18 protein-coding genes are annotated in these 17729 nt (G+C 47.9%); 5 read left to right on the top strand and 13 right to left on the bottom strand.

What is annotated here, in order from left to right; all coding sequences use genetic code 11:
* Positions 1 to 77: 77 nt before the first annotated feature.
* Genes AB447_RS20740 through sigY form a run of 6 tightly spaced genes read right to left on the bottom strand, consistent with a single transcriptional unit; the run spans position 78 to position 3010 of the window.
* A complete protein-coding gene (locus AB447_RS20740; RefSeq protein ID WP_048356022.1) occupies positions 78 to 854 on the bottom strand; it encodes an ABC transporter permease in 777 nt (258 codons plus the stop codon).
* The gene (locus tag AB447_RS20735) at positions 851 to 1738 is read right to left on the bottom strand and encodes an ABC transporter ATP-binding protein (protein ID WP_048356021.1); all 888 of its coding nucleotides are present in this window, start codon (positions 1736 to 1738) and stop codon (positions 851 to 853) included. Before AB447_RS20735 ends, AB447_RS20740 begins: the two co-directional genes overlap by 4 nt.
* Complete coding sequence (locus AB447_RS20730; RefSeq protein ID WP_048356020.1) at positions 1738 to 1938, bottom strand: PLDc N-terminal domain-containing protein; 201 nt, start codon at positions 1936 to 1938, stop codon at positions 1738 to 1740. The genes AB447_RS20735 and AB447_RS20730 overlap by 1 nt, the downstream gene beginning before the upstream one ends.
* A complete protein-coding gene (locus tag AB447_RS20725) occupies positions 1925 to 2152 on the bottom strand; it encodes a hypothetical protein (RefSeq protein ID WP_048356019.1) in 228 nt (75 codons plus the stop codon). The genes AB447_RS20730 and AB447_RS20725 overlap by 14 nt, the downstream gene beginning before the upstream one ends.
* On the bottom strand, positions 2142 to 2480 hold the full coding sequence (locus tag AB447_RS20720; protein ID WP_046129381.1) for a YxlC family protein: 339 nt from the start codon (positions 2478 to 2480) through the stop codon (positions 2142 to 2144). The genes AB447_RS20725 and AB447_RS20720 overlap by 11 nt, the downstream gene beginning before the upstream one ends.
* A complete protein-coding gene (gene sigY, locus AB447_RS20715; protein ID WP_048356018.1) occupies positions 2477 to 3010 on the bottom strand; it encodes an RNA polymerase sigma factor SigY in 534 nt (177 codons plus the stop codon). The genes AB447_RS20720 and sigY overlap by 4 nt, the downstream gene beginning before the upstream one ends.
* Positions 3011 to 3157: 147 nt before the next feature.
* On the opposite strand from sigY, the gene AB447_RS20710 reads away from it, so the two are divergent.
* The gene (locus AB447_RS20710) at positions 3158 to 4366 is read left to right on the top strand and encodes an MFS transporter (RefSeq protein WP_048356017.1); all 1209 of its coding nucleotides are present in this window, start codon (positions 3158 to 3160) and stop codon (positions 4364 to 4366) included.
* A 19-nt stretch (positions 4367 to 4385) separates the two neighbouring features.
* Here the strand turns inward: AB447_RS20710 and AB447_RS20705 are convergent, their stop codons facing one another.
* A complete protein-coding gene (locus tag AB447_RS20705) occupies positions 4386 to 4817 on the bottom strand; it encodes a hypothetical protein (protein ID WP_048356016.1) in 432 nt (143 codons plus the stop codon).
* A gap of 363 nt (positions 4818 to 5180) precedes the next feature.
* Here AB447_RS20705 and katA point away from each other — a divergent pair, with 363 nt between their 5' ends.
* From katA to AB447_RS20685, 4 genes are all read left to right on the top strand, one after another.
* A complete protein-coding gene (gene katA / locus AB447_RS20700; protein WP_048356015.1) occupies positions 5181 to 6638 on the top strand; it encodes a catalase KatA in 1458 nt (485 codons plus the stop codon).
* A 91-nt stretch (positions 6639 to 6729) separates the two neighbouring features.
* Positions 6730 to 7155: a Fur family transcriptional regulator gene (locus AB447_RS20695; RefSeq protein WP_048356014.1), complete on the top strand. Its 426-nt coding sequence runs from the start codon at positions 6730 to 6732 to the stop codon at positions 7153 to 7155.
* A gap of 5 nt (positions 7156 to 7160) precedes the next feature.
* Complete coding sequence (gene hemH, locus AB447_RS20690) at positions 7161 to 8093, top strand: ferrochelatase (protein WP_048356013.1); 933 nt, start codon at positions 7161 to 7163, stop codon at positions 8091 to 8093.
* A gap of 436 nt (positions 8094 to 8529) precedes the next feature.
* A complete protein-coding gene (locus AB447_RS20685) occupies positions 8530 to 9552 on the top strand; it encodes a pectate lyase family protein (RefSeq protein WP_048356012.1) in 1023 nt (340 codons plus the stop codon).
* Positions 9553 to 9595: 43 nt separating this feature from the next.
* On the opposite strand, the gene AB447_RS20680 is transcribed toward AB447_RS20685, so the two are convergent.
* The 6 genes from AB447_RS20680 to AB447_RS20655 all read right to left on the bottom strand — a co-directional run bounded on the left by AB447_RS20680 (position 9596) and on the right by AB447_RS20655 (position 17691).
* Entirely contained in the window at positions 9596 to 10438 is an 843-nt protein-coding gene (locus AB447_RS20680; protein ID WP_048354277.1) for an NAD(P)H-hydrate dehydratase, read from the bottom strand.
* Positions 10439 to 10483: 45 nt separating this feature from the next.
* Positions 10484 to 11701 (bottom strand): DUF418 domain-containing protein, encoded by a 1218-nt coding sequence (locus AB447_RS20675; RefSeq protein ID WP_053071239.1) that lies wholly within the window; start codon positions 11699 to 11701, stop codon positions 10484 to 10486.
* A gap of 123 nt (positions 11702 to 11824) precedes the next feature.
* A complete protein-coding gene (gene cydC / locus AB447_RS20670) occupies positions 11825 to 13564 on the bottom strand; it encodes a thiol reductant ABC exporter subunit CydC (RefSeq protein WP_048354276.1) in 1740 nt (579 codons plus the stop codon).
* Complete coding sequence (gene cydD, locus AB447_RS20665) at positions 13561 to 15285, bottom strand: thiol reductant ABC exporter subunit CydD (RefSeq protein WP_057957735.1); 1725 nt, start codon at positions 15283 to 15285, stop codon at positions 13561 to 13563. Before cydD ends, cydC begins: the two co-directional genes overlap by 4 nt.
* Positions 15285 to 16301 carry a cytochrome d ubiquinol oxidase subunit II gene (gene cydB, locus AB447_RS20660; protein ID WP_048406450.1) on the bottom strand — a complete coding sequence of 339 codons (1017 nt, stop codon included), beginning with the start codon at positions 16299 to 16301 and terminating at the stop codon, positions 15285 to 15287. The genes cydD and cydB overlap by 1 nt, the downstream gene beginning before the upstream one ends.
* Positions 16288 to 17691, bottom strand: a complete 1404-nt coding sequence (locus AB447_RS20655) for a cytochrome ubiquinol oxidase subunit I (protein ID WP_048354275.1) — start codon at positions 17689 to 17691, stop codon at positions 16288 to 16290. Before AB447_RS20655 ends, cydB begins: the two co-directional genes overlap by 14 nt.
* Positions 17692 to 17729: the final 38 nt, after the last annotated feature.

Genomic DNA, 17729 nt, shown 5'->3' with positions numbered 1-17729 from the left:
AAGTCCCAGTCTTCCATCGTTTTATATCTAATTTTACATTTCTGACAAATAGAAAAAAACCGGGCCCGCCCGGTTGATCAGTAAGATTCATACCTTTTAAAGACAAACATGATGCACGCGAACAGAAGGATCACAATTCCGGCTGAAGAAAAAACCATCAAACCGAAGGCATCGTCCCATGAGCCATTCTTGATAAAATAGACTGCCTGGTTTTGTGCTTTATCAGGCGTCCATTCGGTAAAACGAGGAAACAGCGAGCCCGCAAATGAAACAGCTGCAATCATACCGATGCTTGCCCCGGCAATACCTCCAATATGGCGAAACAAAGCGCTGAAAAACAGCGTAATGGTCATCACAAACACAATCCAGATGCCGTAAACCAATAAGCTAAACAAAAACTTGGCAAAGGTAACCCGGGTAAATAAAAGATTTGTATAATAGAAGACGAGACTATAGCTTACGACAAAAGACAACAAAGCGAGAATGACGTGGGCAAGCCACTTGCTCCCTACATAGTGAAGCGGGCTCACCGGCCTCGCCATAATCAGTGAAAGCGAGCCCTGGTTCCGTTCATTCACAATGCTTCCCATCACACTGAATACGAAGATGGCAGTGCCGACCGTCCCAAATTGGGACAGCGTACTGGCCAAAACCTCTTCACCGCTGGGCTTTGGAATGTTGATGACTGCCCCGTCCGGCAGGTTTCCGGCCATATCAATGATTTCAGGCATATAATACAGGCTGATCGGCTGCATAAGGCCGATCAAGATGAGGACGACAGGCAGCCATAATAACTTTCCGTCCTTCCAGCTCTCTTTCCACTCTTTCTGAAATAAAATATAAAATGAATTCATAGCCCCATCACCTTCATATAAATCTCTTCCAAAGACTGTGTTTTTTGTTCAAAATGGAGGACCGACACGTTTCTTCTCAGACATTCCGCTAATAATTCGCGGACGTATGCCCGATCGGATAAATGAAATTCGGCTTTTGACGGCTGATCAAGGGTGAGCCCTGTGACATAAGGGAGTTCTTCGAGCCACCCTTCAAGGCTTTCTTCGGCTGATAGTATAAAAGACGGCGTTTGATGCTTCGTCTTTAACTCTGAAAGCGGGCCTGTCCACCTGGCCGTTCCATTTTTAAGCATGATAATCTCATCACATACCTGCTCCGCATCATGAAGGACATGAGTAGAAAATAAAATCGTCATCCGTTTTTTTAAATCCTTCATCAAATCGAGCACTTCGCGTCTTCCCGATGGGTCCAACGCGGAAACGGGCTCATCCAGAATCAGCAGCTCCGGCTCATGGACCAGAGCCTGTGCCAGTCCGAGCCTTTGTTTCATCCCTCCTGAAAACCCCGCGATTTTCCGGTCACCGCACTTCTCCAAACCGACATAGCGCAATACTTCCCTGCTTTTCTCTTGAACATCACGGCGACTCAAATCGGAAAGCCTCCCGGCAAACCGCAAATATTCTTCCGCCGTCATCCATGAAAAAAAGGCAGGATGCTGAGGAAGATAGCCAATGCGGCTCCGGTTTACGGTTTTTCGGCCTAAAAATTGAATCTGTCCTGAAGTCGGCGTTAAAAGGCCTGACAGCATTTGCAGCGTTGTTGTTTTTCCGGCTCCGTTAGGGCCAAGAAGTGCAACAGATTGATGGTGCTTAATATCAAAACTTAGATGATCTACAGCTTTATGCTGCTGATAAACTTTTGTTAATCCTTTCACGGACAGCATCACATGTGCCTCCTTTTACCGATAACAAAGTACGAAATTGGCCCAATAAAACTGATGCCGGCAATAATCAAAAGCCATAGCCACTTGGGACCGTTTAATTCCTCCTGCTTGGAGCAGTTCACCAATGCGGAAATGACAAGGATAAGATATAACGCGATCAACGGGGCAATCAGCGCCCAGGGTATTTCAGATGCGGCCATTACGATATCCCCTTTTTTTATGATAGGGTCTGACGACAAACAAGTAGTAGAATAATAAAGGCATCGGAGTTTGAATAAGACCCCAAATTCCCCAAAACCACGCATTGCTTCCCTTTTTCTTTGCATCAAGAAAAAGGAGAATGCTTTGTACTAATAAAAGCGGAGAAATCAACAGCAAAACCGTCAATTTTTCTTGAGTCATATCAAGGTTCATCTATTTCAACCTCCCCGTCCGCCGTCCGGCGCCGCTTTTTTTCAAACATGACAAGCGCCGGAAGAAGTATAAGCGCCGCTCCCTGCACCGTCAAAAACAAGACAGGCACTTGAATCGAAATCGTGATATATAAGGACAAAATCACAAATGCCGAAACCATAAAGCAAAGCAATTCCTTCTGCATCGCCCGTTTACGCTCTTGTTTAAACCTGGCTAACTGCCGGTTCAGCTCAAATTGATGGAGAGGGGCAGGTTCAAAGGCGGCATCGATTTTTTTCAGCTCCTGCTTCAAATGTGAAATTGTCTCTTTTTCCTCTCGTTCATTCACCGATCCCACTCCTTTCGAATTTTCTTTAAGCCATGATGAACGCGGGATTTGACAGTACCCTCTTTTATTTTCAGCATCTTTGCCACTTCAGGGTATGTGAACCCGTAATAATGCCTTAATAAAATCGGCATTCTGAATTCCGGCTCGAGCGCAGCGAACATCTCCAAATAGTCGTTCCACTCATGTCCGCGGAGGGATGATTCCCATTTCATCTTCCGCAAGGCATCCTCTCTGGCTGCCTGCGTCTTACGGTATTCCCGTTTTTTCCGACGCTGGTGATCGATAATTAGACGGGATGCAATCGAAATCAGCCATGTTGAAAATTTTGCGCTTCCCTGAAATTGCTGAAGGCTGATATATGCTTTCAGCATCGTTTCTTGAACCAAATCCTCTGTCAGATCGGGATGGAGCGTTGATTTCAGCACATATTGATATAAAAAGGGGTAATGCAGCTGAAATAGTTTTGAAAAGGCGGCATCTTCTCCATTTTTTGCTTGCATGATAAGTTCTTTTTCATCTGTCTGATCCACTAAAATGACAATCCCCCTTTCCTTTGCCTCCGTATATTAGACGACATCTGTCGGCAAATCGTTCAATTCCATTCTAAAATAAAAAATGATCTTGTTTTCCGTTCGCCATTTATGGTGTACTTGAAGCTAAAGGGGGATAAAAACGGGATGGAATTGCAAGAAAAGCTTATTTTTGAAGAAAAACAAATCGCCAAAAAAGACCATGCGATGTTTTGGGGTGCTGTCTTTTGTTTTTGGTTTGCTACATATATCTACGTCCCCGTTTTCGGGCTGTATCTTGACAGTATCGGTTTTTCCTATTCGGCGATTGGGACCATTTTGGGAAGCTACGGCATCACGCAGGTATTGCTGCGTTTTCCATTCGGGATTTTGTCTGATGTGCTCTCTCCACTGCGGAAACAGCTGTTTGTCACCGGCTTTGCAGCGGCTCTTTTGAGCAGTTTGATATTTCTGTTGTTCGATTCGTTCGTCATGGTGATCACCGCCCGGCTGCTTGCCGGGATTACGGCCGCGATGTGGGTCATGGCAACGGTTTTATACTCACAGTATTTTCCGAAGGAACACTCATCGAAAGCGATGGGCATTTTGCAGTTTTTAACGGTTCTTCCGCAGTTCGTCAGCATGGCTGTCAGCGGATACCTCGTTCATTTGTTCGGCTGGATGTTTCCGTTTTGGATCGGCGCCGTCTTCTCATTGATCGGGCTTGTGTTGTCATTTTATATTAAAGACAACGGAACGCGCGAACCTGTTGGAAGGATGCCCGTTTCCGATTATGTGAAACAAACGTGGCGTCTCCCGCGGCTCAAAACGATTACACTGTTGTCATTTTTGGCCCATGCCGTCTTATTTATGACCGTTTTCGGATTTACGCCGATCTACACGGAGACGATCGGCATTGATGAGAAACAGCTGCTGTGGGTGATGTGCGCCTTTTTCATTCCCCAAGCTGCTGCTTCTGTATGGTGCATATTTTACAAAATCAAATCAGTCAGCGCCGTCATCTTGATTTGTTATGTGATTACCGGACTTTTCCTTTGTGTACTGCCGTTTGCGAAAACGCTCTTATCCGTCTGCCTGATTCACGCTGTCATCGGGCTGACATTGGGATTTATCTTTCCTCTCCTGCTCTCAAACATTGTCCAAATCGGTTCGCCGAAGCTGAAAATGTCAGTCATGGGCTTTTACCAGTCTTTTTATGCGATCGGCTTTTTTCTCGGTCCGATCGCTGCAGGGAAAGTGGCGGAACAATTGGGCCTTGGCGAGGTATTTTGGTTTGCGGGGGTTTTGTCATTTGCAGCGGCTGCAGTGGCGGTTGTTTCAAGACCATTCGGCAAGACAAAAAGCAGGCGGGGATGAAGCCTGCTTTTTGCTATGCTCAATAGGAAATTTTCGCAGAGCCGGCAGGATACCAATAGCCGTTCTGCGCCTTTGTCCATCCGTAAACAGTGCCGCCTGACTCAATCTTATCTCTGATCAGCTCAAGCCGTTCATTTGATTTTGCCTCATACCTGCTTCCTGTTTTCAAGGGAATTTTCACAGACAGAATATTGCCCGTCACTGTATCAGGTTCATCTTCAGTGCTTGTCCACGCAACTCTTTCATAATATGTCAGATTAAACGGATTTTCCAAACCTTTAATATAAAAGTAGACTGTTTTGCCTGTAACCTTTACATCTGTATATGCCGTGCTCAAGGGATGAATCATATCACGGGAAGCTGTTTTTCCGTGTTCCGCTGCTGATGCTCCGACTGCGCCGGAAAACAGCATTCCAGCCATTAAAATCCCAACCGCTAATTTTTTAAACATCATTACTCCTCCCTATCATTTTGTAATTTCCATTTCATGCTTAATATTACCATATAATTCTTTATTAATATTTGTAATCTTTTTGAATTTTAGAAAACCGATGATTCCGGTGAGGTAATCATCGCTTTCCCGCTCTAATAAAGGTCTTTTTTTCTTTCGGATCCATCTCCCTCCTCCTTTACCTGGAAATTATCGTTAATTTATCCTCAACAAAAAGAAGTGGAAGGCTGAAAGACAAAGTCGATAACATTTCGAAAAAAAGTCTAATTTTTTATTTGTAATAATTATAAATAAATATTGTTTTTTTCTTGAGAAATGTTATCATTATTTTTGTAATCAAATTTTACGCGAGGTGATCCTTTTATGACGACTAATAAAAACAACCTGACCACCAGCTGGGGCGCTCCTGTTGGGGACAATCAAAACTCAATGACGGCGGGTTCCCGGGGACCGACGCTTATTCAAGACGTCCACCTTCTTGAAAAGCTCGCCCATTTCAACAGAGAACGCGTCCCTGAGCGGGTTGTACACGCAAAAGGCGCCGGTGCGCATGGTTATTTTGAAGTAACGAACGATGTTTCGAAATATACAAAAGCAAAATTTTTATCGGAAGTAGGAAAACGCACGCCTTTATTCATTCGTTTTTCCACCGTTGCGGGTGAAAGCGGCTCAGCAGACTCCGTGCGTGATCCGCGCGGGTTTGCCGTCAAATTTTACACCGAGGACGGTAACTACGATCTTGTCGGAAACAACACGCCGGTTTTCTTCATTCGCGATGCGATTAAATTCCCTGATTTTATTCATACGCAAAAGCGCCATCCCGTTACACACTTGAAAAATCCTGACGCCGTGTGGGATTTCTGGTCTTTATCCCCTGAATCTTTGCATCAGGTGACGATCCTCATGTCTGACCGCGGAATTCCGGCGACATACCGCCACATGCACGGCTTCGGAAGCCACACATTCAAATGGGTGAATGCCGAAGGTGAGGGCGTATGGATTAAATATCACTTTAAAACAGAGCAGGGCATTAAAAACATGACGGAAGAAGTGGCCGCCAAGATTGCAGGCGAGAACCCGGATTATCACACTCAAGATCTATACGAAGCGATCGAAAAAGGCGATTTCCCGGCATGGAAGCTGTATGTGCAAATCATGCCTTTGGAAGACGCGGATACGTACCGTTTCGACCCGTTTGACGTCACAAAAGTATGGTCTCAAAAAGATTATCCTTTGATTGAAGTGGGCCGCATGGTATTAAACAGGAATCCGGAAAACTATTTCGCTGAAGTCGAACAGGCGACTTTCTCACCGGGAACGCTTGTACCCGGCATCGAACCATCGCCTGACAAAATGCTTCAGGGACGCCTGTTCGCATATGCCGATGCCCATCGCTACCGCGTCGGGGCAAACCATAACAGCCTGCCGATCAACCGTCCGAAAAATGAGGTGCGCAACTATCAGCGCGACGGACAAATGCGCTTTGACAATAACGGCGGCGGCTCCGTCTACTATGAGCCAAACAGCTTTGGAGGACCGGCGGAAACACCGGAAAACAAAACAACGGCATATCCTGTATCAGGGTCAGCAGACAGCGTTGCCTATGACCACAATGATCACTATACGCAAGCAGGCGATCTGTACCGCCTTTTAAGCGAAGACGAGCGCTCGCGCCTGATCAGCAACATCGTCGGCTCTATGAAACAAGTGACAAAAGATGAAATCAAGCTGCGGCAAATTCAGCATTTTTATAAAGCCGATCCGGAGTATGGCACACAGGTCGCGAAAGGACTCGGTTTGCCTGTTCCGCAAGAAGTGTAAAGAAACGTTCATTCTCAATTTTATTCTTATTTTCTCAAGTACAGGCATTCGTTTTCATGCGGATGCCTGCCCTTAATCCAGAAAGCAGGGGATGTTGGATGTGGAAGAGGAAAAAGTGATCGCACTGTTAAAAAAGCACGGTTTGCGTGTGACAGCTCAAAGAGTGTTGATCTTAAAAACGATGATTTCGATAAATGACCACCCTTCGGCGGAGGATATCCACCGGGAGCTGCCATTCATGAGCCTGCCGACGATTTACGGCAATCTGAAATTATTCGTAAAGATCGGAATTGTAAAGGAGCTTCCGTACGGAGACGGAAAAAGCAAGTATGAACTTTTTAAACCGCACCATTATCATGTCGTCTGTCATTCGTGCGGAAAAATCGTTGATCTTGAATATCCCCCGCTTAAAGAGGTGGAACACGCAGCTGCACAATTAACGAATTATAAAATTAACAGACACCATTTAGGGATTTACGGAATTTGTACGACATGTCAAGATCAGCAGCAGAGGTGAAAAACATGGAAAGAAAAAAAATCGGCTTATTGGTAATGGCTTACGGCACACCATACAAGGAAGAAGACATCATTCCGTATTATACGCATATCAGGCATGGAAACAGACCGAGCGAAGACATGATTGACGACTTGAAAAAACGCTATCAGCATATCGGCGGAATCTCCCCGCTTGCGGAGATCACATCGGCTCAGGCGAAAAAACTCGAAGAGGCTTTAAATGCCCGCCAGGATGATGTTGAATTCATCATGTATCTCGGCTTAAAACACATCTCTCCATTTATCGAAGATGCGGTAAAACAAATGAAACAGGATCAGATCGAAGAAGCCGTTTCCATCGTCTTAGCCCCCCACTACTCTACCTTTAGCACAGAAGTCTACAACCGACGCGCCGAAAAAGCCGCACAGGCGATCGGCGGCCCCCGGATTACTTCCGTTCATGAATGGTACCAGGAGGAAGGTTTTATCAGCTACTGGTCAGAAGAAATCGGCGCGATTTTAAAGAAAATGCCGAAAGACGATTTACAAAAAACGATTGTGATTTGTTCTGCCCACAGTTTGCCTGAAAAGATTCTTGAGCATGGCGATCCTTATCCGGTGCAGCTCGAAGAAACGGCAGCATTGATCGCAGAGCGCCTGTCATTCGATCAGATCGCTGTCGGCTGGCAAAGCGAAGGCAATACGCCCGATCCTTGGCTTGGTCCCGACGTCCAAGACTTGACAAGGGAACTTTATCAGGAAGGCTTCAGATCATTCATTTATGCACCGGTCGGATTTGTGTCTGACCACTTGGAAGTTCTTTATGACAATGATTATGAATGCAAAACGGTAACCGACGAGCTGGGCGCCGATTATTACCGCCCGCCCATGCCGAACGCTGATCCGCGGTTTATCGACGTGCTTGCAGGCGTCGTCCTCCGCAAACTGCAGGAAAAATAATGACTCATCATTTATGTCCAAAATGCCGGTCAAAGATTAAATATTTAAAGCACAGTATCATGTGCAAGTGCGGGATGAAGTTAAAAATGAAATAAACAGGCTTATGTTTTGAAGGGACAGGCTAAAAAGCCTTCCCTTATTTTTTGGACGAAATGCCCCGAAAATTCGTTTGTCTGCAAAAAAATGCAACTCCCCCTCCTCCGAAAAGCCGATCGCGATATGCGCATTGCATCATATCTGTGCCATTTATCATAATCATCAGCTTATACTTGCACCCAACTCATATGATGATTATTCAGATTATTCAGTCTATTATGCTATGATCTTTCCAATTCCAGTAAAAGGGAGGGGTCGCCATGGTTTTTCATCATCATCCGACTTAACTTTGCGAAAGCGCTTACTTCTACTTGTGCCATCAATAAAAAGGAGGAGAACAATGAAAAAAATCATAAGCGTCATGTTCATTTTTATCCTTGGGATGATTGGATCTTTAACAGCCGCATTATCTGCGGAAGCGGCGTCAGCGACCGCATCAAAGGTCAGCCCGCTGGCCGATTTCAGCTTAAAGGGCTTCGCTTCTTTAAACGGAGGAACAACCGGCGGAGAAGGCGGCCAGACGGTTACTGTGACAACGGGGGATCAGCTGCTCGCAGCATTAAAAAATAAAAGCTCAAATACACCTTTAAAAATTTATGTCAATGGCACAATTACAACCTCAAATACATCAGCATCAAAAATTGACATAAAAGATGTATCAGATGTGTCGATCGTCGGCTCCGGAACAAAGGGAGAATTAAAGGGGATCGGCATTAAAGTGTGGCGGGCAAACAACGTCATTATCCGCAACTTAAAAATTCATGAAGTCGCTAAAGGAGACAAAGATGCGATCAGCATTGAAGGTCCGTCCAAAAATATTTGGGTCGACCACAATGAGCTGTACCACAGCCTGAATGTTGATAAAGATTACTATGACGGATTATTTGATGTCAAAAAAGACAGCCAATACATCACCTTTTCGTGGAACTATGTCCATGATGCATGGAAGTCGATGCTCATGGGGAACTCTGACAGCGATAATAACAACCGGACGATTACATTCCACCACAATTGGTTTAACAACCTGAATTCCCGCGTCCCTGCCTTCCGGTTCGGAGAAGGACACATTTACAACAACTATTACAGCAACATCAGCGAAAGCGGCATCAACTCAAGAATGGGCGCCCGCCTCAAAATCGAAAACAACCTGTTTGAAAACGCCAAAGATCCAATCGTCTCCTGGTACAGCGACAAGCCCGGCTATTGGGACGTGTCCAACAATAAATTTGTCAATTCCACAGGCAGCATGCCGACTACTTCAACAACATCCTATAACCCGCCTTACAGCTATTCGCTCGACGGGGTAGACAATGTCAAATCGATCGTCACGCAAAATGCCGGCGTCGGCAAAGTCAATCCTTAATTTCAATAGGAAACGTCCGGGAGCTCCCGGACGTTTCCCTCTTTTATGCCTCATACTCCTTCCATACCTCAGGCAGCAGGTGCGACAGCTCATGGGCAAGCAGCGTATGCGGCGAACGGGTCTTTATCCATCTGTCAGCACAGGCGCCATGCAGGTGGACAGCGTTCAGCACCGCTTCTTTCTCATTTTCGTGACAGCACAGCATGCCGAGGAGCATTCCGGTTAATGTATCACCCGTTCCCCCCTTTGCTAAAGAACTGTTGCCGGTAGGATTTTTCCAGCACTCACCGTCGGGAAAAGCGATCACCGTTTCATTTCCTTTTAAAACGATCGTCGCGCCGAGCTTTTCCGCCCATTCTTTAGCCAGCGAAGCGCGCCGTTTTTGCACGTCTTGAATTGACAATCCGGTGATTCTTGAAAATTCGCCTGGATGGGGCGTCAAAATCGTCGCTGCTTGACGATCCGGATAAACCCGAATCGACAAAGCGCCGGCATCAAGCACAACCGGGCATTTTTCCTTCAGTACCTTCTGTACTGCCAATTCTGTCGTTTGCGAAGGGAGAAGCCCCGGTCCGATTGCAATCGCCCGATAATGTGCTTCGATTTCGCCGCGGGCCGCCTTTTCCAGACCATCCCGCCAATAGGTTGCTTCAGGCAGAACGGGAACGATTAATGGCACGGCACTTCCGGGTGTACCGATCACAAGCTTTCCGATGCCGCTCCGCATGGCTCCGTATCCTGCAAGCAGTGCAGCACCCGGCATATCATCGGTTCCGGCAAGCAATAACCCTGTGCCGTATGTTCCTTTATGGCTGTCATCGCCCCTCTGCGGCAGCGATGCTTTGACCCGCTCTTTAGTCCAAATCGGCAGCTCTTCTTTAGACATCTGATTCACATCCTTTTTAAACAAACGTTTATTTAAGCTATATCCCTATTTTGCCACGGAACGGCCACCCTCTGTCATGTTCTTCTTGAAGAAATCAGGCGCTTTTAAATATGTTCCCAGCCGCCACAGCCATTCAAACGGTCCCATGCGGAAACGCTTGATCCACCACATGCTGGCTGCCATCTGACATAGAAAAAACAAGACGGCAATGCCGATTCCGGCCAATACGCCGAGCCTGCCGTACAACCCGAGTCCATAGCCGTAAAAAATGAACGTCATGATGATGCTTTGCATGAGATAATTCGTAAAAGACAGCCTGCCGACGGCCCCGAAAGGTTTTAGCAGGCGCTGCCCCTGTTTTGTCTGCGCCAATAGGATGATCCCCGTCAAATAACAAAATGTCAGCGCCAGCGGTCCGACGCCTTCGCTTAGCATATATACGAACGGATCTTTCCAAACAATCGGCAGCGCTTTAAAAGGAATGCCGATTGCCAGCGTCACAAAGAATACCTTCCCGATTCTCTTTTCATAGATACGCGGCTGATGGAGCCACTTCTTCTTCGCCGCATATAAGCCGAAAAGAAAGGGCGAAAGGGTAAAAACAGGTGCGATCAAAACGATGAGCATCACGGGTAGTCCCTCCGGCGCCGAATCGTCAAAATCAAACAACGTAACCTCCGCATTTGCCCGGTGGGAAACGATTTCCCAATAGCTGCCGCTTTGCATCACCTCAGCCGTTCGCCCGTTGAATTCCGTCAGCCCGGGACTTGGCTCCACTCCCCCGCTTCCAAAACAGATCAATATATAAACCGCAAATAAACTGACCGCCCAAATCAGAATCGTTTTCGGTTTTCGGTTGATAAACAGAAACAGCAGTCCCATTCCGATCATTCCGTAGCTTAACAAAATGTCCCCATCCCAAATCAAAAAGCCGTGCAAAAAGCCGAAAACAGCCAGCACGAGAAAGCGCCGGAAGAATACACGGCGGTATTTTACGATTCCTTTCTCAGCAAACCTGTCCTTCATTAACACCATGCCGTATCCAAATAAAAAGGCAAACAGCGGCATGAAGCTGCCGACGGCAAAAATCCTGGTCCATTCATATGCCCAATGATCATATGAAGCCAGCGGTTTAAACGATAAATCATCCCACATTCCGTATTGAAACAAAAGCATGTTTGCAAGCAAAATGCCAAACAGCGCAATTCCCCTCGCTTGATCCAACCAAACGATTCTGTTACTTTGCAGCGGCTGAATGTTCAATTGTTCTTCTCTCCTTGCCTTTAGTGTCAATTTATTGTAGCAACCCCAGCTTAATCCCAGTTAACCCGTGTCTTAAATATTGCTAAAAAAGAAAAGACAGCTTCACAAATGAAGCTGCCTCTATTACATTCTGAATGCCGGTGCATCCAATTGATATAGCCGCTGATAACGGGGGTTTTCTTGCAATAATTCTTTATGGCTTCCTTCCATTTCAATCGTTCCATTTTCAAGGAAAAGAATCCGGTCAGCTGCTTCAGCTCCCGCCAAATGGTGGGTGATCCAAAGAACGGTCTTTCCCTTAAGCGCTTCAAACATCGTCAAAAGCAGCTCCCTTTCCGTGATCGGGTCAAGCCCGACGGTCGGCTCATCCAAAACGATGACGGGTGCGCCCTGCAAAAGAATGCGTGCCAATGCGATTCGCTGGCGTTCGCCTCCCGAAAAGCGGCTCCCCGTTTCCTGTACAGACGTATGATATCCGTCAGGGAGCGATTCAATCAAATCATGAAGCTTTACCTGCCGTGCCGCCCAATACACTTCTTCATCGCTCGCCTCGGGATTGCCGAGCCGAATATTATTCAAGATCGTCGTATCAAACAGGTGCGGCTTTTGATTCAAAACGCCGACAACCCGGGAAATATCATGTTCAAGCGCCTCTGCAGCGATCCCGTTAAACGTGACGCGGCCCGCCGTTGGGGCAAGTGCACCCTCGATCATGGCCATGATCGTCGATTTGCCGGCACCGCTTCGCCCGAGAAGCGCAATTTTTTCTCCCTGCTTTAAGGTAAAAGAGACGCCTTTTAATACCGGCTGCCCGTGTTCATATGAAAACGAAACATTCTCAAAGCGAAGGGTGACGTCATGCACTCCGACCGCTTCGGCGCTTTCCCGGGGAACGTCATTTCCTTTCTCCTGTTCCGGCTGGAGACCATCCATGCGATGCAGCGAATCCTCGTATTCAGGAATCGCCCCCGCAGCGTCGGAAAGCGGAAAGAACGCTTCAGTCAGCGGAAACACAACAAGGACAAATGCGGCAATAAACGTATGGGGCAATGCGCCTTCCGCGCTTTGTCCGCCGGTCCAGCTCAGCATCAACAGCACAAGTCCCGCCGCAAGACACTGCACGAAGAAATCCCTCCAACGGGTGAAACGCTGGCGTTTGTTTTCGATGCGGAGCATTTGTTCTTCAGCTTCTTCATAAGCGCGGATAAAGTCGTTTTGCCGGCCGCTGAAAATCCAGTCGCTCGCGCCCATAACAGCATCGGTCAGCCGGCGGTAAAGGCGGCTGCGCCCTCTTTTTAACGTGATGTTTCTCGCCCTTGTCACAAGCAGCGACACAAGGGGAACGAGAAAAACGAGAACCGCGGCATAGATCGCGATCAGTCCGGCAAAAGGCCACGAAAAACAGCCGAGGACAGCAATGAATACGGTATACAAAAGCAATGCCGATACTCCGGGAAACACCGTTTTTAAATACATATCCTGCAGGTGTTCGATATCATCGGCCAAAATGCCGAGCATATCGCCGGTGCGAAAGCGCGAACGCAGCCTCAGAGCCTGCGGTTCGAGCATTCCGTACAATCTGACGCGCATATCGGACAGGATTTTCAAAATGATGTGGTGGCCTGTCAGCCGTTCAACATACCGGGCCGCAGCACGCAAAATGCCAAAGGTGCGGACAGCTACGATCGGCACGTAAATCATCAACACGTTTTCCGGCCGAGTCGCCGCCTTTGAAATCAAGTAGCCGGATGTATACATAAGAAAAGCAGCGGAACACACCGTCAGTCCGCCAAGTAGAATCACAATGATAAACAGCTTTTTATTTTTCTTCACATACGGCAGGATCCACTGTTCCTTCTTCATGATGCACCTCCAAACGCCTGCGCTTTCACAAGATCATAGTAAACGCCGCGTTTTTCGATCAGTTCCTGATGCGTTCCGGTTTCCGCCACTTTCCCATCCTTCAGCACGATGATTTCATCCATATCCAACATCCAGTGCAGCCGGTGGGTCGCGATAAAGACAAGCTTATCCTCAAACAGCTTCAGCATCGTTTCTTTCATTTCGTATTCCGTTTCAATATCAAGGTGTGCTGTCGGTTCATCAAGCAGAAGAATCGGGCGGTTCCCGAGGAAAGCCCGGGCGACCGCCGTCCGCTGCGCCTGTCCGCCGCTCAGCGTCCTGCCGCCTTCGCCGATCCGTTCTTCAAGTCCGGACGGAAGCCCGTCAATCAGCTCACTCAGACCGGCAGCCTTTGCCGCCCGTTCCACTTCTTCAATTGAAGCATCGGGATAGTAAAAACGGATATTGGCGCTGAGCGTATCTGGAAAAATGTACGGATGCTGCGGAATATAGACAAGCTGCCGCTGCCAGCTTTCCGCCTGCAGATGCGTTCTTTCCGTTCCCCCGACTTCGATCGCTCCGCCGGACGTGTCAAGAAAACCGCCGAGCACATCGATAAGCGTTGATTTCCCTGCACCGCTTTCCCCGATGATCCCGATTTTTTTCTTCCCTTTAAAAGATAGCGAGATATCGGTTAAGGAAGCTTCTTCCCCTTCTTCATGACGTACGGAAACGTTTTTTAATGCAATCTGGTCTTCATCTGACCAAGCCCCGAGCAGAAGAGGCTCTTCTTTTTGAAAACCGGGGGCATCCAAAATGCTCTTTATCGCCTTTCCCGCTTCCTGTCCGTTCAATGTCGCATGATAATCATTTCCGACCTCGCGAACGGGCAGAAAAAATTCGGGCGCGAGGATTAATACCGCAAGGGCAGGACCGAGCGTAATATGACCGTTTACAAGTCCGAGCCCGAGAAAAACGGCCACGGTGGCAACAGACAGCATCGTAAAAAAATCAAGGGCGAACGATGACAAAAAGGCAATTCGAAGCGTGCTCATCGTCGCCTTCCGGTATCTTTCGCTCACCTTGAAAATATTTTTCTCATGGGACCGGCTTAAGCCTAAAAATTTCAATGTTTCCAAACCGCGGAGCGAATCCGTAAAATGGTTGGAAAGCATCTCATAGCTTTTCCACTGCCTGTCCGCTTTTCTTTTCGCGGCATATCCGAGCAGGATCATAAACGCGAGCAAAATCGGCATGGTCACAATTAAAATGACCGCAGACGATTTGTCTTTGAAAAAGACGTAACAGACGATCGCCGCCGGGATAACGGCCATGCTGACCATCTTCGGCAGAAACAGCTCAAGGTAGCGGCGAAACTGGGCGATGCCTTCCATCGCAAGCGTGACAACGTGTCCTGTGCCTTCCTGTCTCGCCAGACGCGGCCCTGATTGAAATAGCTTTTCAAGAAAGCATTTTCGCATATCGGCCCCGGTCTTTGCTGCGTAATGATAAACCGCCCGCTGCTTCACGAGCGTGACGGCATGGCGAAGAAGAAACCCCGCAAGAAAGAGGATCATCACCGAATACAGCGCGCTGATTCGTTCGCCGTTAAAAAGGCGGGTCACCGCCTCTGCAAGCCATTCTGCCTGCAGGATGATGGCGGCACCCTGCATCAAGGTCAAGACGGTCAGGACCGCAAGAATTCGTTTGATTCCTTTATATTGAAAGAGGTCTTTTCCCATTAATAAATCATAGGCTCCTTACTGCTGACGCGTTTCCGGAAAACGTAGTAGCTCCAGATTTGATAGCCGAGAACAAATGGAAGCAGCGTGAGCGCGACGATCGTCATGACCTTTAAAGAATAAGCGCCTGATGAAGCATTGTAGATCGTCAAGTCGTACGCGCTTTTGACCGAACTGATCATGACGCGCGGAAACAGTGCCGTAAATATCGTGCCGACCGTCAGTGCGATTCCCGCTCCCGTCATGGCAAACGTCCAGCCGTCGCGTTTTCGCTTCATAAATACGATGGACAGCACGTAGCAGACGACGATCAAAGCAGCAAGCGGAATCGTCACATAGCCTCGGCCTGTGAACAGATCGGTTTCAAAGACGGACAGCGCGACAAACGCAACAAGCGCAGCCAAAACGGCGAACACGACCTTTCCGGCCAGCCGTCTTGCACGGTTCCGCAAATCATCCTCCGTCCTGAGGGTAATAAAGATCAGGCCGTGAAGCAGGCATAGAAGCGTAACGGTGACGCCGCCGGTGACCGAATAGACATTCACATAATCTGCAAAGCCGGCATGAAGGTTCATCTCGGAGTCAATTGGCATGCCGCGCAGAATGCTGGTAAACAGCACGCCGAACAAAAACGGTGGCAAAAGACTGCCGAAAAACACGACCCAGTCCCACGCCTTCGTCCATTTGGCCGTTTCTACTTTTCCCCTGAACTCAAAAGCGACGCCGCGCCCGATCAAAGCAAGCAGCACAAAGACGAACGGGATGTAATATCCGCTGAACATCGTCGCGTACCAATTCGGAAAAGCGGCGAAAATCGCCCCGCCGCCGGTCAGCAGCCAGACTTCGTTCGCATCCCAGAAGGGGCCGATCGTATTGATCATCACCCGGCGTTCGAGCTCATTCCGCCCGAGAAACCGGGTCGCCATGCCGACCCCGAAATCGAAACCTTCCAGAAAGAAAAATCCCACGAACAACACAGCGACTAATATGAACCAAAGCTCATTAAGAGATACCATGGTAAACCTCCTGATCAAACGGGTCTGTCGAAACGGCAGCTTCATGATGATCATGGTGCTGCGCCCCTTTTTTAATTTCGCGGACAAACAAGTAGACAAGGATAATCGCCAATACGAGATAAATCGCTGTGAACGCGATCACCGAGAACAGAAGCATTCCCGCAGATACATTCGGTGAAACGGACTGTGCGGTCGTTAAAATGCCAAACACCGTCCACGGCTGCCGTCCGATCTCCGTCATGATCCAGCCCGCCGTGTTGGCGATAAACGGAAATGCGATCAGCCCGACCATCACCCGCAAAAACCATTTGCTCGTCTCAAGCTTTTTGCGGAAGCTTAGGAAAAGCCCTGTCAACGCGGCGATAATCATGAGAATTCCCGCGCCGGCCATGATCCTGAAACTCCAAAACGTCGTTTTTACCGGCGGAATATAGTTTCCTTCTCCATATTTTTTTTCGTATTCCTTTTGAAGTGTTTTCATCCCCGGCACATCGCCGCTGAATTTTTTGTAAGCCAGATAGCTGAGCGCATACGGAATGCTGATTTCAGACTTGTTCACCTGCTTGTCCGTGTCGATGTCGGCAAGCATGGTCCATGCGGCCGGGTCTCCGCTGTCATCCCACAGCGCTTCGCTTGCGGCCATCTTCATCGGCTGGCTCTTCATCAGGTGCTGTGCCTGCTCATGCCCGCTGAAGGCAACGCCGATACCTGAAACCAGCGCGACGACCATCGCAATCTGAAACGATTTTTTAAAAAAGTTCATTTCCTGCTTTTTCAGCATTTTGAATGCGCTCACGCCGGCGATAAAAAACGAGCCCGTAGCAAGCGCACCGAAAATGACGTGCGGAAATTCAACCCATAGCTGCGGGTTTTTAATGATCGCAAGAAAATCGGTCATCTCGGCCCGTCCGTTTTTAATCGCAAAACCGACCGGCTCCTGCATAAATGAGTTGGCAGCCAAAATCCAAAAAGCGGACAGCATCGTGCCGATCGACACCAGCCAGATAGAAAGCAAATGAACCTTTTTCGGAAGGCGGTCCCAGCCGAATATCCATAAGCCGATGAAGGTTGACTCCATAAAGAAGGCCAAAAGCGCCTCAACAGCAAGCGGCGCGCCGAAAACGTCGCCGACAAATCGGGAATATTCCGACCAGTTCATGCCAAACTGAAACTCCTGCAAAATTCCCGTGACGACACCGACTGCAAAGTTAATTAAAAATAAGTGCCCCCAAAACTTCGCCATCGTCCGGTAAATGTCTTTTTTCTTTACAACGTAAAGGGTTTCCATCAAGGCAACCATAAAGACGAGCCCGATCGACATCGGCACAAAAATAAAGTGAAAGATCGTCGTTGAAGCGAATTGAAACCGGGCTAAGATTAATTCGTTCATTCCCTGCTTCCTCCATTTCCATTGATATGCTCCATCAG

It is taken from the genome of Bacillus glycinifermentans, assembly GCF_001042475.2.
GTDB classification, from domain to species: Bacteria; Bacillota; Bacilli; order Bacillales; family Bacillaceae; genus Bacillus; species Bacillus glycinifermentans.
The sequence above is the reverse complement of the archived record's forward strand: the minus strand, read 5'-3'. Positions and strand labels throughout refer to the sequence as shown.